Source organism: Mycobacterium sp., from assembly GCF_019247615.1.
GTDB lineage: Bacteria > Actinomycetota > Actinomycetes > Mycobacteriales > Mycobacteriaceae > Mycobacterium.
The window spans coordinates 1-21,777 of sequence record NZ_JAFBAT010000222.1 but is presented as its reverse complement, the minus strand read 5'-3'; the positions used below and the strand labels follow the sequence as shown (position 1 = coordinate 21,777).

Sequence of the window (21,777 nt, the reverse complement as noted above, 5' to 3'; positions counted from 1 at the left end):
CGGTCTGTAACGTTACGCAGGCACGGCAGCTGGTCCGCTCCGAGGGGTTGTCATCGCGCCGTGCCAAGCTGACAACCGTGCTACTTTTCGACGTCGCGGCCACCTCTGCGGAGGTCGGCGGCACCGCGTCCCGGCTGACCAAGGTCGCGCACATCGCCGAGTTGCTGCGCCGCGCCGCCGCCGTGCCCGAGGCGGTCGCGATCATCGTGTCGTGGCTCTCGGGTGAACTGCGCCAGCGACAGATCGGCGTCGGCTGGGCGTCGTTACGTTCCCAGCCGCCGCCGGCACCGGAGCCGACACTGACGGTCACCGGCGTCGACGCCACCTTCTCGCGGATCGCCGCAGCGTCGGGCAAAGGATCGCAGGCGAGGCGCGCCGAACTCGTCACCGGGTTGTTCGCCGCAGCCACGGAAACCGAACAGGCCTTCCTGCTGCGGCTGCTCGGCGGGGAACTGCGCCAGGGTGCGTTGGCCGGGATCATGGCCGACGCGGTCGCCAGTGCCACGGGAATCCCGGCCGCCGCGGTGCAACGCGCCGCGATGCTCGGCGGGGACCTGCCCGCGGTCGCCGTCGCTGGCCTCTCCGGCGGAGCGGAGGCGCTGGACGCATTCACCCTCCGCGTGGGCCGGCCCGTGAGCCCGATGCTGGCACAGACCGCGACCGGCGTGGCCGACGCGCTCGAAAGACACGGCGGCACAGCAATTTTCGAGGCGAAGCTGGACGGGGCACGGGTCCAGATCCACCGATCCGGTGACGTGGTCACGGTGTACACCCGAAGCCTTGACGACGTCACCGCCCGGCTGCCCGAGGTGGTCGAGGCGACGCTGACGCTACCGGTCACCGACCTGATTGCCGACGGCGAGGCCATCGCCCTGCGGCCCGACAACCGGCCGCACCGCTTCCAGCTCACCGCGTCGCGCTTCGGCCGGTCGGTCGATGTACCGTCCGCCCTTGCGGCACAGCCTCTTTCGGTGTTCTTTTTCGACATCCTGCATTACGACGGGCACGATCTGCTCGACGCCCCGACCGCCGAGCGGTTGACCACGCTCGACGCGTTGGTGCCCCGCGCGCACCGGGTCGACCGGCTGACGACGTCGGACCCCGCCGAGGCGGCCGCGTTCCTGGACGCCACCCTCGCCGCCGGGCACGAGGGAGTGATGGCCAAAGCCCCGGATGCGCCCTACCTCGCGGGCCGCCGCGGCGCGGGCTGGCTGAAGGTCAAGCCGGTGCACACGCTGGATCTGGTGGTACTCGCGGTCGAGTGGGGATCCGGGCGGCGCCGCGGCAAACTCTCCAACATCCACCTCGGCGCGCGAGATCCGGTCACCGGTGAATTCGTCATGGTGGGAAAGACTTTCAAGGGCATGACCGACGCCATGCTGGACTGGCAGACGGCGCGCTTCAGCGAACTCGCCGTCGGTGACATGACAGGTCACGTGGTCCGTCTGCGACCCGAGCAGGTGGTCGAGATCGCCCTGGACGGCGTGCAGAAATCGTCGCGCTACCCCGGCGGGTTGGCGCTGCGCTTTGCCCGGGTGGTGCGCTACCGCGATGACAAGAGTCCAGCGGAGGCCGACACCATCGACGCCGTTCGAGCGCTCTACTGATTCGTCACGGTGCCCGGCCAGGCGGGCCACGATCTGGTGAATCGCGCTTTACAGGTCGCCGTCGTCCTGATCACGAATACGCCACAACGGCGTCAGCTCACCATAATGCGCCGTGTGGAGTTATGACCATCGACGCCGCGGTCGGGGACCGCCCGGATCAAAGCTTCTACAAGCATTATCGGGTCGCGTAGGGTTTTCGCCGTGGCACTCAAGGAGCACGACAAGCACGTCAGCTACATCCACACCGATGACCAACTGCCGCCCGTGGCGGTGATCGACCGCTCCCCCATCGCGACCCGGCACAAGATCGTCTTCGGGGTGATAGCCGTGATCGGCGCCGTCGCGTGGGCCATCATCGCGTTCTTTCGGGGTGAGACGGTGAACGCGGTCTGGTTCGTGGTGGCCGCGATCTGCACGTACATCATCGCCTACCGGTTCTACGCCCGGTTGATCGAGATGAAGATCGTCCGGCCGCGTGACGATCACGCCACCCCGGCGGAGGTTCTCGACGACGGCACCGACTACGTGCCCACCGACCGTCGTGTGTTGTTCGGCCACCATTTCGCGGCCATTGCCGGAGCCGGACCACTCGTCGGTCCGGTGCTGGCCACCCAGATGGGCTACTTACCGGCCAGCATCTGGATTGTCGTCGGCGCGGTGTTCGGCGGATGTGTGCAGGACTATCTGGTGTTGTGGATCTCCACCCGGCGCCGCGGCCGTTCTCTGGGTCAGATGGCGCGCGACGAGCTGGGCGCGGCGGGCGGGGCCGCCGCCCTGGTCGGGGCCCTCGTCATCATGGTGATCCTGATCGCGGTGCTGGCACTGATCGTGGTGAAGGCACTGGCGCAAAGCCCGTGGGGGGTGTTCTCCATCGCGATGACCATTCCGATTGCCCTGTTCATGGGCTGCTACCTGCGGTTCCTGCGTCCGGGGCGGGTGTCGGAAGTATCGGTGATCGGCTTCGCGCTGCTGCTGCTCGCGGTTGCCTCCGGCAACTGGGTGGCCGAAACATCTTGGGGCGCATCATGGTTCACCCTGTCGCCGGTGACGCTGTGCTGGTGTCTGATCATCTACGGTTTCGCCGCGTCGGTGCTGCCGGTGTGGTTGCTGCTGGCGCCCCGCGACTATCTGTCAACCTTCATGAAGGTCGGCGCCGTCGGGCTGATCGCCATCGGCATCTGCGTCGCGCGGCCGGAAATGCAGGCCCCCGCGATCTCCGAGTTCGCCACGAGGGGCAACGGTCCGGTGTTCGCCGGCTCGCTGTTCCCGTTCCTGTTCATCACCGTCGCGTGCGGTGCACTGTCCGGCTTTCACTCGCTGATCTCGTCCGGAACGACGCCGAAGCTGCTGGAGAAGGAAGGCCAGATGCGGCTGATCGGCTACGGCGGCATGCTCACCGAGTCCTTCGTGGCGGTCATGGCGTTGATCACGGCGTCGATCATCAACCAGCACCTGTACTTCACCCTCAATGCGCCCGCCGCGCAGACCGGCGGCACCGCGGCCACCGCCGCGGACTACGTCAACAAGTTGCGCCTGTCCGGCGCGCCGACCACCGCCGACCAGATCAACCAGGCCGCCACCAGCGTCGGCGAGAAGTCCATCGTGTCGCGCACCGGCGGAGCACCGACGCTGGCGTTCGGCATGTCGGAGGTGCTGCAGCGGGTGTTCGGCGGCGCCGGGCTGAAGGCGTTCTGGTACCACTTCGCGATCATGTTCGAGGCGCTGTTCATCCTGACCACCGTCGACGCGGGGACCCGGGTGAATCGCTTCATGCTCTCCGACGCGCTGGCTAACCTCGGGGGCCCACTGGCCAGGCTCCGGAGCCCGAGCTGGCGCCCGGGTGTCTGGGTCTGCAGCGTGGCCGTGGTCGCCGCGTGGGGCAGCACACTGCTGATGGGCGTGACCGATCCGCTGGGTGGTATCAACACGCTCTTCCCGCTGTTCGGCATTGCGAACCAACTCCTCGCGGCCATCGCGCTGACGGTCGTCACCGTGGTGGTCATCAAGAAGGGCCTGCTGAAATGGGCCTGGATCCCCGGGATTCCGCTGCTGTGGGATCTCGCCGTCACGTTGACCGCGTCGTGGCAGAAGATCTTCTCTCCTGACCCTGCGGTCGGCTATTGGACTCAGCACTATCAGTATCTGGCGGCCAAAAATGCGGGGAAGACGGCGTTTGGTTCGGCCAAGAGCACCCATCAGCTCGACGACGTCATCAGGAACACCTTCATCCAGGGCACGCTGTCGATTCTGTTCGCGTTCGTCGTCGTCGTCGTGTTCGCCGCCGGAGTCGTCGTTGCGGTCAGGACGATTCGCGGTGCGGGCAGGCCGCTGAGCGAGGACGACCCCGTCCCGTCGAAACGGTTTGCGCCTTCTGGTCTGGTAGCCACCGCCGTGGAGCGAGAACTGCAACGACAGTGGGACGCGCCGGGTGTCAAGGTCGTGCCGAGATCCCCGATGCAGTCATAAAATTGCGCGATGCGAGTCGGTATCGACTTCGGCACCACCCACACCGTTGTTGCCGCCGTCGACAGGGGCAACTATCCGGTTGTCTCCTTCGAGGGAGTCGACACGTGGCCCTCGATCATCGCGGCCAACCCAGCCGGGGAATTGCGATTCGGTGTCGATGCCGCCGCCGTTCGCCACGAACCGGGCTGGTCGGTGCTGCGATCGTTCAAACGGCTGCTGACCGACGCCGGACCGCAGACCCAGGTGCACCTGGCTGGGCATGACCACCGGCTGGCCGACCTGCTCACGGGCTTTCTGTGCCGGCTGAAAAACGACCTGCAGCGTCGTTCGAACGCCGGACTGGCGCCGGGCGAGGCTGTCGAGGCCGCGATCAGCGTGCCGGCCAACGCCTCGAGCGCGCAGCGACTCGTGACCCTGGACGCCTTCGTGGCGGCGGGTTTCCACGTCGTCGCGCTGCTGAACGAGCCATCGGCCGCCAGCCTGGAATACGCCCACCGGTACCGCTCGACCATCACCGCCAAGCGCGAGTACGTGCTGGTCTACGACCTCGGCGGGGGCACGTTCGACGCCTCGCTGCTGAAGATGACCGGCCACGCGCACGAGGTCGTGATCAGCGAGGGCATCCAGCGCCTCGGCGGTGACGACTTCGACGAGGCGATCCTCGAACTCGTTCTGGCTCAGTCGAACCTGCAAGATCTGGACCCCGCCACCCGCGAACTGTTGAGGGAGGAGTGCGTCGCCCGCAAGGAGGGCATCGGTCCGCAGACCCGTCGCTTTCTGGTCGACCTGTCCGCCGTGGACCGCCCTCCATTCTCGTGCGCGATAGATGACGTCTACTCGGCATGCGCGCCGCTCGTCGACAAGACGACCGGATTGCTCGGTCGCGTCCTGAGTGAACCCGCTGCGGACGGCAGGGACGTGACGTGGTCGGAGGTGGCGGGCATCTACGTCGTGGGGGGCGCCGGAGCGTTCCCCCTGGTTCCGCGGATGTTGCGCACGACCTTCGGCGATAAGCGGGTGAAGCGCTCGCCGCACCCGTTCGCCGCGACCGCCATCGGGCTGGCCGTCTTCCTGGATAAGGAAGCCGGATTTGCTCTGTCCGAGCGCTTTTCGCGCAATTTCGGCGTCTTCCGCGAGGCGGAGGCCGGCGCGGGCGTGGTGTTCGACCCGATAGTGTGCAAGGACGCCTCGCTGCCGGCCGACGACCAATCCCCGCTCGTGGTCAGGCGAACCTACCGGGCGGCGCACAACATCGGGCACTTCCGGTTCGTGGAGTGCAGCCGCCTCGTCAACGGCCGTCCCGACGGCGACGTGACGCCTTACGACCCGGTCCTCTTCCCCTTCGACCCGGCGCTCTACGACCGCGAGGACCTCGGGCGCCAACCGGTTGGCCGGTGGACGGACGGGCCAGATGTCGAGGAGCGCTACGTCGTGGCGCCCAGCGGCGCGGTCGAAGTGACGCTGACGACGAAACCGACCGGCTTCCAGCGCACGTTCCGGTTGGAGCGGTCCGCGTCATAGTTCGCCGGCGAACGTCGAGTCGTTGCGCCGGATCGCGCCGGGATGGCTCATCAAGTCGACGTTGGACGGGGAGAAAAGAATGAGAGACCCATTACGATCGTGTCCATGCCGAGCACGCTGGAGTTGGACCGGCCGAGCGACGGCGTCGTCGTGGTGCGTCTCAACCGCCCGGAGCGCCTCAACGCGATCAACGAAGCCATGCAGACCGAACTGGGTCGGGCCCTGCAGGATCTGACCGACGATCGGTCCGTGCATGCCGTTGTTCTCACGGGCGCCGGGCGCGGCTTCTGCGCGGGCATCGATCTTCGGGACTTCGGGCCTGACGTGCCGCAGGCCACCGCCCCCGCGATGGACCGCATGCGCTTCCAGGAGAAGATGGCGGCGCTTGCGGAGGCGGTGCGTCGTGTGCCGCAACCGATCATCGCCGCGATCAATGGTCCGTGCGTCGGCGCCGGACTGGCGTTGTGCCTGGCTGCTGACATCCGAATCTGTTCCACAGCAGCATCATTCGGTAACGCGGCCATCCTCCTCGGCCTGTCCGGCGCCGAGATGGGGATCAGTTACCACCTGCCCCGCATCGTCGGAACCAGCGTCGCGGCCGACTGGATGCTCACCGGGCGCACGGTGTCGGCCGCCGAAGCCGACCGGCGCGGTCTGGTCAGCGAACTGGTCGAAGCCGATCGGTTGGCCGATCGCGCCGTCGAGTTGGCGTCGCTGATCGCGGGCCTCGCCCCCCTGGGCGTCCAGCTGACAAAGCGTGCGCTGCAGTTCAACACCGACGCCGCGAACCTCACGTCGGCCCTGGAACTGGAGAACCGCAACCAGGTGATCTCACACGCGACCGACGAAGCGGCGGCACTCCGGACGAAGTGGTCGCGGTAACCAGAGCGAGAGGACAACCGGATGTCGTGGGACTTCTCGACCGACCCACAGTGGGCCGAACAACTGGAGTGGGTCGCAGAGTTCGTCCGCGGCGAGTGCGAGCCAATCGACTTGCTGGTCAAGGAGTCTCACGACCTAAACGACCCGGTGCGGCAGGCCCTGATCCCCCCGCTGCAAGAGATCGTCAAACAGCGGGGCCTGTGGGCCACCCACCTCGGACCACATCTGGGTGGTCCCGGCCACGGGCAGGTGAAGCTGGCGCTGCTCAACGAGATCCTGGGCCGCTCGGAATGCGCACCGATCGTCTTTGGCTCGCAGGCACCCGATTCCGGCAACAGCGAAATTCTGGCGCATTACGGCACGCCCGAACTCAAGGCGCGCTACCTCGAGCCGCTGCTGGACAACCGCATCGTGTCCTGCTTCTCGATGACCGAACCGCAGGGCGGCGCCGACCCGAAAGTGTTCCGCACCACCGCCGTGGCCGACGGCGACCACTGGATCATCAACGGGGAGAAGTGGTTTTCCTCATTTGCCTCGATGGCATCGTTTTTCATCGTGATGGCGATGACCGACCCCGAGGCCCCACCCTATGAGCGCTACTCGATGTTCGTAGTGCCAGGCGACACCCCGGGCATCAACTTGCTGCGCGACGTCGGGCTGGGATATCAGCCATTAGGGGGCGGGCGTGAGGGTTACGTCCGCTACGAAAACGTCCGAGTGCCCGCCGACCACATGCTGGGCCCGCGGGGCGGGGCTTTCGTCGTCGCCCAAACCCGGCTCGGCGGCGGGCGAATTCATCACGCGATGCGCACGGTGGGGTTGGTCCGCCGCATCTTCGACATGATCTGTGAGCGCGCGGTGTCGCGCTACACCCAGGGGGAGGTCCTGGCCAACAAGCAACTGGTCCAGGAGATGGTCGCCGACTCGTGGATGGAGATCGAGGCGTTTCGTCTGCTGACCCTTCAAACCGCTTGGAAGATAGACCAATTCAACGACTATCACGCGGTGCGCGCCGACATCTCGGCGGTCAAGGCGATGATGCAGAAGGTGCTACACGACGTGTCGTCGCGGGCGCTGCAGCTGCACGGATCGCTGGGCACAACACACGAGATGCCATTCGTGCAGTACCTGGTGGAGTCCTTCGTGCTCGGTCTTGCCGACGGCCCAACCGAAGTTCACAAGGTGACGCTGGCCCGGCTGTTGCTGAAAGATCGCGCTCCGGCGCCCGATTTGTTTCCCTCCGAACACCTGCTGCGGCTCCGCGAGGCCGCGGAGGTGAAGTTCGCGGACAAGCTCGCGGACATTCCCCGCGGCTGACGGCATCAAACCGCTTTGGTAACACCGACATACGAGACGACCACGGCTATCGGCCTCACGCGCGAAACCGTAGCCGCAACGCCAATCGCGTTGTCGAATTTGCGATCAACCGGCGAAAGTCGTTTCGCATTCGTAACTGATCTGCGACAGTACCGCCGGTGCGCTCGAGAATCCTGTATCGCTTTGTTTGCCGGACCGCTAGGATGAGCGGACGACTGAGGGGGCGGCGATGAAACGTCTATTGCTTCCCGGCGCGATGAGCGTGACCGCGCTCGCCGCCAGCGCGGACGTTGCGAACGCGGATTCCGACCCGTTTCACAAGCGTGGCCTGGGATCGTCGACTTGATCACTACGGAGACTCCCGCGTTCTCCGTCGATCCGGCCGACGAGGGCGGCCCGTCGCTCGCCTGGAGCGGCGCGGGAATGTATTGCCAGAATCTGTTCGTGCGGTGCCGCTGACCCAACGCTATTCAAGCATCGACCGGGCGCGCTCGATCAATTTGGGCAGCGCGGGCGCCATCGCTTCCAATTCTTCTCGCGGAGCCCGGCTTCGGCGGTTGTGCTTCATGATCAGCGACCACGTCGCCGCCGACTTGAAGCAGGCCAGCGCGGTGAACCAGGCCAGGTCGGCGACCTCGCGGCCCAGCTGCCGCTGGTAAATCTGAACGAGTTCCGTGGCCGGCGGCGCAATACCGGCCGAGGCCGGAACGCGTTGGTAGGTGTCCGGATCGCAGTTGATCAGGAACCAGCCGACGTCGATACGCGGATCACCGATCGACCAGATCTCCCAGTCGATCACCGCGTTGATGTGGGCGCCGACGGCTACCAGGTTGCCCAACCGGAAGTCACCGTGCACCACACTCGGCCTCATACCCGTTGGTGCACAAGCCAACAGAGCATCGCCCACGCCTCGCCACCCGGGCACCAGCGCCGCATCGACGGTCCGTAGCGTCTCGCCCCAGCGCCGGACCTCCGCAACCGGATCGACGACCAGTTCACCGGCCAGACCCAATTCGGTCGGCGACAGCCCGTGCAGCGCGGCCATCGCACGGCACGCATTGCGGTACCGGCCGAGCGAAGCCAAACCCGTTGGGCAACCGTCGAAAAGCGGCTCGACGCAGTCGCCTTCGACCCAGGACATGACGAACATCGGCGGTCTGCGCGGAGGATCTCCCAAGTCTTGCCACAGTACCTCGGGAACCGGAACTCGTGTCGCGGCAAGCGCTTTGATGATGCGGGCCTGCCGCAGCACGTCGCGGTGCGCGACCGGCTCGACGCCGGGGGGAGCGACTTTGACAACGACCCGCCGTCCGCCCCGCTCGCCCCGAAGCGTCAGGCTTGACGCGCCGCCGGCCAGCGGGGCGACGTCGGTGACGCCGGCGCCCGCGAGGCGCCGCCGCAGCTCGTCCAGGTCCAGCTCGACGATGCTCATCCAGTCAGCGGGCAGCGTTCGGCCAGCCGACCTCGGCCAGGAAGACCTGGGTGTGAGCGATACGCCCGGTCAGCGTCTTCGGGTCACCCGTGCACAACCGGAAGGCGGTCTCGGTGATCAGCTCGATGTCCTCGGTGTCGGTCTTGGCCAGATCCAGGGCTCCGGCGCCCGGGGTGGCCACGGGGTTGGACGGAGCCGCCGCGTTGACGGCGATGCCGTCGTCGTAGAGTTCGGCGGCAAGGCTTTTGGTCAGCCGGTTGAGCGCGGCCTTGACGGTGCCGTAGATGCCGAAGCCCGCGGTCCGGTCGAACTCGGAGAACGGCGGCCCGGTTGGCAGGTCACCGCCCACCGAAGTCAGGTTCAGGATCCAGCCCCTTCCCCTCTCGCGCATCGCGGGAATCGCCAACTGGCTCAACTGCAACGGACCCAGGACGTGCATTTCCATCATCAACCGGGCCCGCCGTTCGGGAAACCCGTCCAGGGGTCGCAAAAAGGTGACCGCTGCGTTGTTGACCAGGATGTCGGGTGCGCCTACGGCGCTCGCCACCTCGGCGAAAAGCCTTGCGCGTTCCTCGGATTGCGACAGGTCGGCCGCAACGGCGACCGCTCGACCGCCGTCGGCCACGATCTCGTCACGGGTCTGGCTCAGCGATCCTGAGTACTTGGGATCGGGATCCATGGTTCGCGCGGTCAGGGCCACGGTGGCACCGCGCGCGGCCAACCGTGCGGCGATGGCCTTCCCCAGCCCTCGGCTGCTCCCGGTGACCAGAGCCACCATGCCGTCACACCGCGCATCAGCGCTCACCATCGACCTCCTCGGGACCGCACTGGGGCGAAAACCGCTTCTCCGTTCTAGAGAATGCCATTATCGACGATCGGTCGAAAGCCTCCCGCGTAGAGCGTCGACCGAATAGCTTCCCCCGCCGGTGAAAACGAGCAGGAAGAAACCGAAGCAGAAAAGTATCGCCAAGAGCCCACCGTTGCCCGCCGGTGGCTCAGCCATCGGCCAGAGCGCTCGCGGTTGATGCATCCAGAAATAAGCGACCGCCATTTCCCCGGAGGCAATGAACGCAGCTGCGCGGGTGAACAACCCAACTGCGATCAGCAATCCCGCGACGAGTTCGATCACGCCGGCATACCAGCCGGGCCACGCTCCGAACGCGACGGGGTGTGCGGGATGGACGGGCCAGCCGAATACGGCCAGCGACCCGCACCCGGCGAATAGCAGGCCGTAGACCAAACGGAACAGGCTCAGCACGGCTGGCGTGAAGCGGGCGATGCGATTGTCGAGGGTCGTCGTCATGGCGCACACGTTACGGTCGCCGCCCGGTTGGGACATTCGCCGCCTGCGGCCCGTAACGAAATGACGCTCTACACAGAAATGCAGTCAGGCACCGGGGGCTTCTCGAAGAAGGACACGCCATGGTCGGCATCAGCGTCAGGGCCGCGCCCGCGCTGGCGCTGGCCTTGGCTCTTGCAGCCGGCACCGCGAATGCCGCCCCCGGTCCATCCGATCCGACCGGCGGCGCGCCCACGCTTTACGGCGACCCGGCCGCGGCCGCCCCGTTCTGGCGCTACCAGGAATACGACGACGACTGCGTGGAGGCGTCGGTCGCCGACGTGGTCGGTCAGTTGACCGGTCACCGGCCTTCCGAGCAGGCCGTCGTCAAGCTGGCCCAGTCAACCCCCAGCACCGTGCATCCCGGACCGATCTACGCCAAGCCCAAGAAGCACAAGTCGGGCAGCGGGACTTCGTTCGACGATGAACCGGCGCTGCTCGCGCACTACGGCATCCACGCCGTCAGTACGGGCAAGTCAAGCGCCGCGAAGACCGGTGTCCCCACGGGCATGGCAGCGCTTCAACAGGATCTGGCCGAGGGCCGCCGGGTGATCGTGGGGGTGAATGCCGAACTGATCTGGCGCGAGCCGGTGGAAGACAAGACCCCGGACGGGCAACCCGAGGCCAACCACGCCGTCGTGGTAACCGGTATCGACACCGGTGCCGGGATCGTGCATCTCAACGACAGCGGCGACGAGGCAGGCCGCGACGAGCGAGTACCGCTCGGTATCTTCGCCAAATCGTGGGCTAGCAGCGACGAGCAGATGACCGTCACCGACTAGCGACGGGAGCCATACTGAGCAGGCTTAAGACAGCGTCGGTCACCTCGCGGGGGCGCTCCTCCATGATGTAATGGCCGGCGCCACGCAAGCGGGTCAGGCTTGCGTGCGGAATACGGTCGGCCAGTTCGCGCGCGGTGTTAAACGGTATAAAGGGATCGCGGTCGCTCCATATGACCGAAACGGGGCACCGTATCGCCGCGAGTCCTTCCGCCAGCCACGGTACGGCGGGCACCGGGTAGTGGGCGAAGAACTCCCAAAACGTGCGCCTGCCTTGTGGCGTGCTCATCCAACCCAAGTACAACGGCAGGTGCTTCGCGGAAAACCGGTAGAACCACGGCCGGAAAACGCCATGCGCACGGGTGTTGAGCAGAGCGAGCCGCAGCACTCGACGCGGATGGCGGATGACGTAACCGAGCGCGATGAAGCCGCCGTAATCGTGCGCGCACAGGTTGAATCGTTCCCATCCCAACCGCTGTACGAGTCGCTCGATTCGATCGATCTCGTTGTCATAGGTCGGCACTGTCGCTGGCGAATCGGACCGGCCGAAGCCCGGCCAGTCCGGTGCCACGACGTGGTGGCCGCCGGCAAGTGACGCGATCTGGTGGCGCCAGCAGGATCCGCTCTGCGGGTAGCCGTGCAAGAGCAGCACGGGCTCCCCGCTGCCGGCTTCCGCCGCGAAGATGCAGCGCCCGTCGACATCCCACATGGCCGGAATCTATTCGAAACCATGCCGTCGCAGCCCCACACATTGAGACCGGTGGCGCTCGATTGAAGCCAGTGCGACCCGGATGAGCCATCATGGCCGTTTCGTCATGCATACGTGGGCGTTAGTTCACGTGGCGGACGTCAATTGCGCGCCTGATGTGCAAACACCGCTGGCACACTGACGGCCTGCGCCGCGCCGGGCAAATTGGTACCGTGCTGCCATCATCTGCAGGGAGTAGGACTCACGATGACCGATGTCGAGCAGACACCGTCCGACAGCATGTCCCAAACCCCCACGCGGGCCGACCTGGTCGAGCACTCCCGCACCGGGATGAGTGCGGCCGCGCTACAGCGGGCAATCAACGATCACCTGCGCTATTCGATCGGACGCCCGGCCGCCGCCCGGCGACCCGAGCATTACTACCGGGCGCTCGCGCTTGCCGTGCGCGACCGCATGCAGGACCGTCGGGTGGCGTCGACGCAGACGTCACTGGACCTCGGCCGGAAGGTGACCTGCTACCTGTCGGCCGAATTCCTGATGGGTCCGCAGCTGGGCAACAACCTGCTGAACCTGCGCATGGAGGGGGCGGCGCGGGAAGCGCTGGCGGCGATGGGCCAAAATCTGGACACGGTGCTGGCCTGCGAGGAGGAACCGGGGCTGGGCAACGGCGGCCTGGGCAGGCTCGCCGCGTGCTACCTGGACTCGCTGGCCACTCTCGAGCGACCGGCGATCGGCTACGGCATCCGCTACGAATTCGGCATCTTCGACCAGGAGATCCACGACGGCTGGCAGGTCGAGCAGACCGATAACTGGCTGGACCACGGAAACCCTTGGGAGATAGCCAAACCCGATGTCAACTACTTGGTCAAGTGGGGCGGGTATGTCGCGCACGACACAGACGAGGCCGGCCGTGACCGCGTCCAGTGGGTGCCCAAGCGGGTCCTGAAAGGCGTTGCCTACGACACGCCCATCCAGGGTTACGGGGTCAACACCTGCAATGTGCTGACGTTGTGGAGCGCCCGTGCGGTCAAGTCGTTGGCGTTGGAAGCGTTCAACGTCGGCGATTACTACGGGGCCGTCGAGGACGAGGTCGCATCGGAGACCGTCACCAAGGTGCTCTATCCCAACGACGAGCCGGAGGCCGGTAAGCAGCTCCGCCTACTGCAGCAGTACTTCTTCGTATCGTGCTCGCTGCAGCACGTGCTGCACATCATGGACGACCTCGCCGACGTGTCCGTGAGGGAACTTCCCCAGCGATTTGCCCTGCAGCTCAACGACACTCATCCTTCGATCGGGGTGGCCGAGCTGATGCGGTTGTTGGTCGACGAGCGCCAGCTGGACTGGGAGGAGGCGTGGGACATTACGGTCGCGACGTTCGGCTACACCAACCACACGCTGCTGCCCGAGGCGCTGGAGACATGGCCACTGGACATGTTCGCCGAGTCGCTGCCCCGCCACCTCGAGATCATCTACGAGATCAACCGCCGCTTCCTCGACGAGGTGCGTTCCCGGTTCCCCGGCGACGAGGATCGGGTTCGCCGGATGTCGCTCATCGGCGAGGACGGCGGCAAGCACATACGGATGGCCCATCTTGCGACCGTCGGCAGCCACGCCATCAACGGCGTAGCAGCGCTGCACTCCGCGCTGTTGAAATCCACTGTCCTGCATGACTTTTACGAGATGTGGCCGGAGCGGTTCAGCAACAAGACCAATGGCGTGACGCCACGTCGCTTCCTTGCGCTGGCCAACCCCGGACTGCGGGAGTTGTTGGACCGCACCATCGGGGAGGGCTGGCTCACCGACCTGGAACGCCTGCGCTGCCTGGAGCCGTTTGTCGAAGATGCCGCCTTCCGTCAGGAATGGCGCGACATCAAACGCAACAACAAGGCGCGGCTTGCCAAGTACATCCGCTCGGTCACGGGTGTCGAGCTGAATCCCGATTGGATGTTCGACGTCCAGGTCAAGCGAATCCACGAATACAAACGGCAGCATCTCAACGTATTGCACATCGTCACGCTGTACCATCGACTCAAGCAGAACCCGGGGCTCTCAATTCCGCCGCGCGCGTTCATATTTGGCGGCAAGGCCGCCCCCGGGTACTTCCTGGCCAAGCGGATCATCAAGCTGATCAACGCCGTCGGGGAGACAGTCAACGCCGACCCGGAGGTCAACAGGTTCTTGAAGCTGGCGTTCGTGCCGAACTTCAACGTGCAGAACGCACACTTGATCTACCCGGCGGCAAATTTGTCCGAGCAGATCTCCACCGCCGGTAAGGAAGCATCGGGCACCGGGAACATGAAGTTCATGATCAATGGTGCCCTGACCATCGGGACGCTCGACGGGGCGAACGTTGAGATGCGCGAGGAGGTTGGGCCGGAGAACTTCTTCCTGTTCGGTCTCACCGAGCAGGAGGTCGAGGCGGTCAAGTCGAAGGGGTATCGCCCGGGCGACTACATCGACGATAACGACGAGCTGCGTGCGGTGCTGGATCTGATTGCCGGCGGCACGTTCTCACACGGCGACACCGAGGTGTTTCGTCCGCTGGTGGACAACCTCCGCTACGACGACCCCTTTCTGGTGTGCGCTGACTTCGCGTCATACGTGGACTGCCAGGAGCGGGTGAGCGCCGCATGGCAGGAAAAGGATTCCTGGACGAAGATGTCGATCCTGAATACCGCACGCAGCGGCAAGTTTTCGTCGGACCGCGCCATCACCGAATACTGCGACGAGATCTGGAACGTCTGGCCGCTGACCGTGAAGATGTGAGCTCTCGACGGGAAGCCCTGCACGGTACGATCCCGGCATGCCGATCATTGGGGATGCAACTGCCGTCGTAGCGCGGGTATCGAGGTCGACGTCCAACGCATTACGTGTCCAGCTCACCACGCCCGACGGCACGGAATTGGCGCGCGCTCAGCAAAAGGGCGGCGCGGCAGTGTTGTTCGGGTTCAAAAACGGGGGCAAAAGCGACTACACCCTGACCAGCGCAGCGGGTGAGGAATTCCGGATCGCTGTGGCTGCAACCACGACCATCACCAACCAGAACACTCCGGTGGGAAGAATCGTGCCGGCCGACGGGGCCGCGCGGATCGAAAGCGGTGGCGGCACCGTCTTGGCGGTGGTAGAGCCGCACCGCGGTTTAAAGGCCGATAGCGCCTGGCGTCATCGACTGGCGTCGCCCGCCGGCGACGAACTCGGTGTCCTCACCCTGATGAGGGCCCACATCGGTTGGCGGGATATCGAAGAGGAGGCCTTCCGGCTGCTGTTCGACTCCAACGTCACCAGCCTGAAGGCGCCATCGGCCGGGGCCTTGCTGCAACTCGGGGCGCCGGTCGCTCCCCAATTGGGTGACGTGCTGGCCGCGGCTTGCGTTGACTTCTCGGTGTTGCCCCGCGGCTACATCGCCTGAGGCGGCTCAGCTGTCCCAACTGGGGATCAGCCCCAACGTGCGCATCAACCGGCCCTCGAACCCGGTCATGAGCGAGACCTCGTTGACCGGCGACTGGGGCAACGGGAAGTTGAGGTGGGGATCGAAGGCCGGATTGAACGGATAGCCGGTCGGCGACATCGATTGGGGCAGCACCCCGAGATCCACCAGTGCCGCCTGCGGCCCCTGAACCGCCCCGTATGCCAGATCCGGCACGATCGTGAAGGGGTCGGGCAGTTCGATGAGGCTGGCGGGGGTGGGGATGTTGGCGTACTCCCCGGACCCATACCCCATGTCGACCAGCACCCGCAGATCCGGCTGCAACAGGTCGGCCAGCGCGTTGCCGAACGGTGCCGGCAGCGAGCGCAGCGGCGTGACCAGCGGCAGGTCCTGGGTCAGCCGGTAGTAGTAGGTGGTAGAACCCGCGTAGCCGGGCGACGTCGGCAATTGAACGGCGGTGGCGACCTGTGTTGGCGTCAGGTCGACATAGTCGTGCGGCCCGTGAAACAGGAGGAACCCCACGACAGCGTTCGCATCGCTGACCGGGTTCAGCACGTACCGCGGGAAGTTGCCCACCATGTCGTATTGGTTGGTGAAGATCACCGTGGGATACGGCGAATTGGGTGGCGTCGCACCGTTGAGCAGCACATCCCAGAACGGGATGTAAAAGCCGGGGAATCGTTCGAAGAAGCCCCCGTCGGGGGTGCCCGGGTTACCGGTCAGAAAGAACGACAGCTTGCCGGGATCCGGCGGATTGGGCATGGCCATGTAACTGCGGATCTCGTTGGTGGCGATCAGTGCACCTTGTGAGGTGCCGTAGACGACCACCTTGTTGCCCGCCGAGAGTTCGGTGTTGATGGCGTTGTTGAGCAACTGCATGCCCCGCGCCGTGGACTGGCCAAGCGTCAGATTCCCGAGTTGCGGGGTGAACGGCCAGAACTGCTCCGGCGTATAAATCGACTGCCCCAGTGCGCCGGTCAATGGTGAGAGCCTGGGATTGTTGAGGTAGTTCGTCATGATCGAACTGACGTACTGCGAATTGGGCAGGGGAAAGGTGGTGCCGCCGACGATGATCGCCACCGACGAGTTCTGCGGCACGATCAGCGGCGGGACGCTCGTGGGAGCAGTTGCCATTTCGTTTTGCGCGAAGAACGAGCTGAGCGGTGATTCCACCTCGCTGATCAGGTTGCGTAGCGCCTGCAGCGCGGCCTGCTCGGTCTGCGTGTAGGCGGTAAAGGCGGCGCTCAGCAGTTGCGTGAACCGCTGATGGAACGTTGTTGCCTGGGCCGTCAACCCGCGAAAGACGGTCGCCTGGTTGTTGAACACTGCGGTGATGGCTGCGCTGACCTCGTCGGCCGCGGCGGGCACGATGCTGCCGGTCGGCAGGGCGGCGACGGCGTTGGCTGCTTCGAGCCTGGCGCCGATGTTGCCGACATCGGCCGCCGCCGCCGCCACCTGTTCAGGAATGACCTGCATTTATTCTCCTCTGACCGTCCCCGAAGAGTCGCCGAGATCCCGTCGCGAACATCCCCTGAAGCATTCTTGACAACAACCGGGAAGGCTGAGACACGTTTGGCCGAATTGGCGGAGACGGGTGGTCCGGCGATACGCGCCATCAGAACAACACGTGCCACATCGTTACCACGAGCGGAACTCGACGATTGGTCGGGGTCGATATGGTGAAATACGCTGATATACAACGGAGTTCATGATGGCGAGCGACTGAGGTCCCCGCGTCGAGCCTTCACGGCGAGCTCGACGCCCACAGAGCCGAATGCGTGCGGTAGCGTTTTCGTGAGCTTCGTCGGTAGGGGAGCAAATGACCAGGGCGCTGGGATCGAATCTGTTCGGTTTTGTGACGATCGTCGCCCTCGCGCTGGCGATGGTGTTCGCTGCCATAGCCGCCGTCCATGTGAAACGACTGGAGGACCGAACACCCCTTCCGATTAGCGACGAAATAGGTAGCGCGAAAGCCGTTACTCGGAAAATCCGGAAACGCGAGCCCATGTCGCCAGAGGAACTGGATTATGCGAGGCAACTACTCGCCGCTCGTAGCTCCCCGATGACGTTCTGCATCCCCGGCGCTTTGTTCTCACTGGGCTGCTTTTACGTGTTTGGGAGTCTTTACCACCTGCATGGCGCGACGCCATCCGAGCGCACATTTCTCGGCGTGTTCCCCATGTTGGCCTCCATGAACTTCACGACTCAGATTCTCCGCAGCGCGCGGTTGAAACGGCGTCTCCGGAAGATGTCGTAAGGGTGCACCGTCGTGAGGCGCGCTGCGGTTAGCCCCACCTGGTGATGACGTCCGCACACCTGGCGTTCGGCCGGCCGCCCGGTCCTGGTAACCTCTACCCGTCATATGTCAATCATCTTGATATATGGGGAATCTTGAGATCCGCGGCCGGATTCCGAGAGGTGATCGAATGAGCCCTCGTTCAGTCGGCAGGACTGCCTTGGCGCGAGTCTGGATGCCGTTGGTTGCCGTCATTGCGATCGCGGTGGGTGCGGTGGGCATGTGGAAGGTGCACCAGTTCTCCAATCCGCCACCCGTCATCACCGTCAACAGCCCGGCGGCGCCGCCCGAGTTCAACATCAAACGGCTCACTTATGAGCTGTCCGGCTCCGTCGGCGACGGCGGGATGCTCGTCTGGGTGGACATCGACGGGCATCCCCATCAGGTCAATCTCACGAGCCTGCCGTGGTCGCACACGGAGGCGACCACGCTTACCGTGGTGTCCGGCAGCATCTCCGCGCAGGTCCGTGGTGGTCAAGTCGGTTGCCGGCTGCTGGTGAACGGCGTTGTCCGCGCCGAACAGTCCGATACCCATCCGGATGCGCACGTCTTCTGCCTGGTGAAATCCGCATGAGCGAGCAGCACGCGCAGCAAGGGCTGAAAAGGCCCGTCGTCCCCAGAATGGTTCGCGCGTTCGCCATTCCGATCATCGCCTTCTGGGGCCTTCTGGCCGTGTCGACGAACACCTTTATGCCGCAGGTGGAACGGGTCGCGGAGGAACTCGCGGGGCCGGTGGTCCCGCACTATGCGCCGTCGCAGCGGGCGTTGCTGGCCATCGGTGCGAAGTTCCACGAGTCCAATTCGACGAGCTTGGCGATGCTCGTGTTGGAAGCCGACCGGCCGTTGGGCGACATGGACCATAGGTACTACGACGATTTGGTTCGCAGGCTCAAGCAAGACCCCAAGCACGTGCAGTACGTCATGGATCTGTGGGGGAAGCCGATCACCGCGGCGGGGGCGCAGAGCCTCGACGGCAAGTGCACGTACGTGCTGTTGCGGCTTGCCGGCGACATCGGCCAAATGCAAGCGAACGAGTCGGTTGCAGCCGTCCGGGACATCGTCGCCAAGGACGCACCCCCGGCTGGGTTGAAGGTCTATGTGAGCGGCGCCGCTCCGCTCGCTTCCGACACGGTCGCCATTGCGAATTCAAGCTTGAACGACATCACGATCGTGACAATCTTCCTCATCGTCGGGATGTTGCTCCTGGTGTACCGCTCCATCGTCACGCTGTTCGTGCCCCTGGCCGGCGTTCTGTTCGAAATGCTCGTCGCGAAAGGGATTATCGCAACCCTCGGGCACCTCGGGTACATCGAGCTCTCGTCATTCGCCGTGAACATCGTCGTCGCGCTGACCCTCGGGGCGGGCACGGATTACGGCATCTTCTTGATGGGCCGCTATCACGAGGCGCGACAGGACGGTGAGGGCAGAGAGCAGGCGTTCTACACCGCATACAAGAGTGTCACCCCGGTCATTCTCGGCTCCGGGCTGACGATTGCAGGGGCTTGTTACTGCTTGACTTTTGCGAGACTCAACTACTTCCACACCATGGGCCCCGCCGTCGCCATCACCATGTTGTTCACCATCGCGGCAGCCCTGACGCTCGGCCCTGCGTTCCTGACAGTGGGCAGCCTCTTCGGGCTTTTCGACCCGAGACGGGCGGCCAAGGCGCAGCTGTATCGGCGGATCGGCACGAGCGTGGTCCGCTGGCCGGTGCCGGTCCTCGCGGCCAGTGCGGCCGCCGTCGTGTTCGGGGCGGTTTTCGTGCCGACATACCGGCAGAACTACGACGATCGTCAATATCAGCCGCACAATTCGCCCGCCAATCTGGGCTTCTCGGCGGCGGATCGGCACTTCCCGAAAAGCAAGCTGTTTTCCGAGATGCTGATGGTCGAGACGGATCACGATATGCGGAACTCGGCCGACTTCGTTTCGCTGGACCGGGTGGCCAAGGCTCTCATTCGCCTTCCCGGCGTTGCGATGGTGCAAAGCATCACCAGGCCTTTGGGTCGGCCGTTGGAACACGCCACCCTCCCTTACCTGTTCACCACGCAAGGCAGTGGCAGCGGTCAACAGCTCCCGTTCACCAAACAGCAAAACGCCAATACGGACCAGCAGGCACAGATCACGACGCACTCCGTCGAGGTCTTGCGGCAAGAGATCGTCTATTTCCAAAACATGTCCGATGAGTTGCACAAGACCGTTCTTACCGTCGAGGATCTGCAGAGGATCACCGCCGAGATGAACCAGGAAATCTCAAATGTCGACGATTTTTTCCGCCCGATCAAGAGCTATTTCTATTGGGAGAGGCACTGTTTCGATATTCCAATTTGCTGGGCATTCAGATCGCTGTTCGATGCGCTCGACAACGTCGACAAATTGGCCGACGACATCACGGACGCAAAGACCTCCCTCGAGGCCATGGACAAGATCTTGCCGCAGGTAATAACGCAGCTGAAGCTCACCGCCGACGACCAGGAGTCGTTGGCCGCGCTCTTAGTCAGTAGCTACGGCCAGTCGTCTCTGCAGTCCTCACAGACCGACCAGACCTTCAACGACCAGGTCAATGTGGGGCTCGACTTCGACCAGTCGCGCAGCGACGACTTTTTCTATATCCCACGGGAGGGTTTCGACAACGACGACGTCAAGACCGGTATGCAACTGCTGATGTCGCCGGACGGAAAGGCCGCTCGGATCATCGTCACCCACGAGGGGGACGCCAATGGCCCGGAAGGCGTGCAGCATGTCGAACAGTTCCCAACGGCGATAACCGTTGCGCTCAAAGAGACTTCGCTGGCCGGCGCGCGAGTTTATATCGGCGGCTCGGGATCAACCAACATGGACATCAAGCAATACGCCGCGTCCGATCTGCTCATCGTGGGAATCGCCGCCTTCGTGCTGATCTTCCTGATCATGTTGTTCCTCACGAGAAGTCTGATGGCCGCGTTGATCATCCCCGGCACCGTGGCGTTCTCCTACGCCGGAGCCTTCGGTCTCTCGATACTCGTATGGCAGCATCTCATCGGCCTGCCCCTGCACTGGCTGATATTGCCGCTGACGTTCATCATCCTGGTCGCGGTGGGTTCGGACTATAACCTCCTCCTGATCCTCCGCGTCAAAGAAGAACTGCACGCCGGGATAAACACCGGCCTCATCCGCGCGCTGGGGAGCACGGGCGGCGTGGTGACTTCCGCGGGCTTGGTGTTCGCATTCACCATGCTGGCGATGCTCACCAGCGATCTGCGCACTATCGGTCAGGTCGGTTCGACCGTGTGCATCGGCCTACTGCTCGACACGCTGATCGTGCGTTCGTTCGTCGTGCCATGCATCGTGCGAATCCTGGGACCGTGGTTCTGGTGGCCGACGCTGGTGCGCTCTCGCCCGCTGCCACAGATAGCCCTCACTGCACGCGGCGCGCAGGCCTAGCGGATGACGTCGCCGCCGACTTGTGTCGGTGCTCCTCGTCGATTAGCTGCCGCCAGCGTTCGTTGATGTGGTCGGATTGCCGCTCAAGCGGGGGTTTTGCCAAGTCGGCCGCATGCGCGGGATCGGCACCGAGAAATCGCAAGACGCGCGCGATCTCACCGCGATAATTCGCGTCGAGGTTTTCATACCCGACGGTCAGAACCTCGGCTCGCCGGCTTGCGAAGAATTTCGACCACGCGGCCTGTTCCGCGTCGAGAGTCCGCTCGATGTCGATGATCTGCTCGTATGTCGGCGCGACGCCGGTGAGGTCGACCGCCGGCTCGCCGGACGTGGGCCGGCCCAGGTAGAGCCCCCACGGGCGCACGCTCCTCGACGAGCCGGAAGAACGAAACCACTCGCCCGTCGTTTCGGCACGAAACAGCGAAATCGCCTGTGCGCGCCGATCGGCACGGACGATGTTGACGAAAACCGCTGCGGGAAACAGCATCTCGAGGACCGCCCCCGGATCGCCACGCACACCCAGGGCTCCGGCAAGCGACTCGACATGCCGCCAATGAATCTTGATCCCCCGGACACCGT

17 protein-coding genes are annotated in these 21,777 nt (G+C 64.7%); 11 read left to right on the top strand and 6 right to left on the bottom strand.

Features of this window, described 5'->3' with window-relative positions:
- The first annotated feature begins 77 nt into the window (after positions 1–77).
- The 5 genes from JO059_RS15330 (at position 78) to JO059_RS15310 (ending at position 7,793) form a co-directional block, all read left to right on the top strand.
- Positions 78–1,607: an ATP-dependent DNA ligase gene (locus JO059_RS15330; RefSeq protein WP_293320137.1), complete on the top strand. Its 1,530-nt coding sequence runs from the start codon at positions 78–80 to the stop codon at positions 1,605–1,607.
- A gap of 201 nt (positions 1,608–1,808) precedes the next feature.
- Entirely contained in the window at positions 1,809–4,073 is a 2,265-nt protein-coding gene (locus JO059_RS15325) for a carbon starvation CstA family protein (protein WP_293320135.1), read from the top strand.
- 9 nt (positions 4,074–4,082) lie between these two features.
- Entirely contained in the window at positions 4,083–5,594 is a 1,512-nt protein-coding gene (locus JO059_RS15320) for an Hsp70 family protein (protein ID WP_293320133.1), read from the top strand.
- Between the two features lie 99 nt (positions 5,595–5,693).
- Complete coding sequence (locus JO059_RS15315; protein ID WP_293320131.1) at positions 5,694–6,476, top strand: enoyl-CoA hydratase/isomerase family protein; 783 nt, start codon at positions 5,694–5,696, stop codon at positions 6,474–6,476.
- Between the two features lie 21 nt (positions 6,477–6,497).
- Positions 6,498–7,793, top strand: coding sequence for an acyl-CoA dehydrogenase family protein (locus tag JO059_RS15310; RefSeq protein WP_293320129.1), 1,296 nt, complete (start codon positions 6,498–6,500; stop codon positions 7,791–7,793).
- Positions 7,794–8,259: 466 nt separating this feature from the next.
- Here the strand turns inward: JO059_RS15310 and JO059_RS15305 are convergent, their stop codons facing one another.
- From JO059_RS15305 to JO059_RS15295, 3 genes are all read right to left on the bottom strand, one after another.
- Positions 8,260–9,225: a phosphotransferase family protein gene (locus JO059_RS15305; protein WP_293320127.1), complete on the bottom strand. Its 966-nt coding sequence runs from the start codon at positions 9,223–9,225 to the stop codon at positions 8,260–8,262.
- Between the two features lie 4 nt (positions 9,226–9,229).
- On the bottom strand, positions 9,230–10,003 hold the full coding sequence (locus JO059_RS15300; RefSeq protein WP_293320155.1) for an SDR family NAD(P)-dependent oxidoreductase: 774 nt from the start codon (positions 10,001–10,003) through the stop codon (positions 9,230–9,232).
- Positions 10,004–10,090: 87 nt separating this feature from the next.
- A complete protein-coding gene (locus JO059_RS15295) occupies positions 10,091–10,528 on the bottom strand; it encodes a DoxX family protein (protein WP_293320125.1) in 438 nt (145 codons plus the stop codon).
- A gap of 119 nt (positions 10,529–10,647) precedes the next feature.
- Between JO059_RS15295 and JO059_RS15290 the strand changes: the two genes are divergently transcribed.
- Positions 10,648–11,346 (top strand): C39 family peptidase, encoded by a 699-nt coding sequence (locus JO059_RS15290; protein WP_293320123.1) that lies wholly within the window; start codon positions 10,648–10,650, stop codon positions 11,344–11,346.
- On the opposite strand, the gene JO059_RS15285 is transcribed toward JO059_RS15290, so the two are convergent.
- The gene (locus tag JO059_RS15285; RefSeq protein ID WP_293320121.1) at positions 11,336–12,052 is read right to left on the bottom strand and encodes an alpha/beta hydrolase; all 717 of its coding nucleotides are present in this window, start codon (positions 12,050–12,052) and stop codon (positions 11,336–11,338) included. The genes JO059_RS15290 and JO059_RS15285 overlap by 11 nt on opposite strands.
- A gap of 279 nt (positions 12,053–12,331) precedes the next feature.
- Between JO059_RS15285 and JO059_RS15280 the strand changes: the two genes are divergently transcribed.
- Positions 12,332–14,818: a glycogen/starch/alpha-glucan phosphorylase gene (locus JO059_RS15280; RefSeq protein WP_293320153.1), complete on the top strand. Its 2,487-nt coding sequence runs from the start codon at positions 12,332–12,334 to the stop codon at positions 14,816–14,818.
- A gap of 37 nt (positions 14,819–14,855) precedes the next feature.
- A complete protein-coding gene (locus JO059_RS15275) occupies positions 14,856–15,461 on the top strand; it encodes a hypothetical protein (RefSeq protein WP_293320119.1) in 606 nt (201 codons plus the stop codon).
- 6 nt (positions 15,462–15,467) lie between these two features.
- Here the strand turns inward: JO059_RS15275 and JO059_RS15270 are convergent, their stop codons facing one another.
- Positions 15,468–16,955, bottom strand: a complete 1,488-nt coding sequence (locus JO059_RS15270) for a PE-PPE domain-containing protein (RefSeq protein ID WP_293320117.1) — start codon at positions 16,953–16,955, stop codon at positions 15,468–15,470.
- A gap of 343 nt (positions 16,956–17,298) precedes the next feature.
- On the opposite strand from JO059_RS15270, the gene JO059_RS15265 reads away from it, so the two are divergent.
- From JO059_RS15265 to JO059_RS15255, 3 genes are all read left to right on the top strand, one after another.
- A complete protein-coding gene (locus tag JO059_RS15265; RefSeq protein WP_293320115.1) occupies positions 17,299–17,736 on the top strand; it encodes a hypothetical protein in 438 nt (145 codons plus the stop codon).
- Positions 17,737–17,905: 169 nt separating this feature from the next.
- Positions 17,906–18,349 carry an MmpS family transport accessory protein gene (locus JO059_RS15260; RefSeq protein WP_293320113.1) on the top strand — a complete coding sequence of 148 codons (444 nt, stop codon included), beginning with the start codon at positions 17,906–17,908 and terminating at the stop codon, positions 18,347–18,349.
- A complete protein-coding gene (locus JO059_RS15255; RefSeq protein WP_293320151.1) occupies positions 18,346–21,198 on the top strand; it encodes an RND family transporter in 2,853 nt (950 codons plus the stop codon). The genes JO059_RS15260 and JO059_RS15255 overlap by 4 nt, the downstream gene beginning before the upstream one ends.
- On the opposite strand, the gene JO059_RS15250 is transcribed toward JO059_RS15255, so the two are convergent.
- Positions 21,173–21,777, bottom strand: a 605-nt coding sequence (locus JO059_RS15250; protein ID WP_293320111.1) for a Stf0 family sulfotransferase, incomplete at its 5' end; no start/stop codon positions are given. The genes JO059_RS15255 and JO059_RS15250 overlap by 26 nt on opposite strands.

Bases quoted from the DNA above. Each gene is read 5' to 3' on its own strand.
- JO059_RS15300 (WP_293320155.1), bottom strand. From the start codon at position 10,003: ATGGTGGCTCTGGTCACCGGGAGCAGCCGAGGGCTGGGGAAGGCCATC.
- JO059_RS15310 (WP_293320129.1), top strand. From the start codon at position 6,498: ATGTCGTGGGACTTCTCGACCGACCCACAGTGGGCCGAACAACTGGAG.
- JO059_RS15285 (WP_293320121.1), bottom strand. From the start codon at position 12,052: ATGTGGGATGTCGACGGGCGCTGCATCTTCGCGGCGGAAGCCGGCAGC.
- JO059_RS15255 (WP_293320151.1), top strand. From the start codon at position 18,346: ATGAGCGAGCAGCACGCGCAGCAAGGGCTGAAAAGGCCCGTCGTCCCC.
- JO059_RS15280 (WP_293320153.1), top strand. From the start codon at position 12,332: ATGTCCCAAACCCCCACGCGGGCCGACCTGGTCGAGCACTCCCGCACC.
- JO059_RS15260 (WP_293320113.1), top strand. From the start codon at position 17,906: ATGAGCCCTCGTTCAGTCGGCAGGACTGCCTTGGCGCGAGTCTGGATG.
- JO059_RS15305 (WP_293320127.1), bottom strand. From the start codon at position 9,225: ATGAGCATCGTCGAGCTGGACCTGGACGAGCTGCGGCGGCGCCTCGCG.
- JO059_RS15265 (WP_293320115.1), top strand. From the start codon at position 17,299: ATGACCAGGGCGCTGGGATCGAATCTGTTCGGTTTTGTGACGATCGTC.
- JO059_RS15270 (WP_293320117.1), bottom strand. From the start codon at position 16,955: ATGCAGGTCATTCCTGAACAGGTGGCGGCGGCGGCGGCCGATGTCGGC.
- JO059_RS15275 (WP_293320119.1), top strand. From the start codon at position 14,856: ATGCCGATCATTGGGGATGCAACTGCCGTCGTAGCGCGGGTATCGAGG.
- JO059_RS15320 (WP_293320133.1), top strand. From the start codon at position 4,083: ATGCGAGTCGGTATCGACTTCGGCACCACCCACACCGTTGTTGCCGCC.
- JO059_RS15295 (WP_293320125.1), bottom strand. From the start codon at position 10,528: ATGACGACGACCCTCGACAATCGCATCGCCCGCTTCACGCCAGCCGTG.
- JO059_RS15290 (WP_293320123.1), top strand. From the start codon at position 10,648: ATGGTCGGCATCAGCGTCAGGGCCGCGCCCGCGCTGGCGCTGGCCTTG.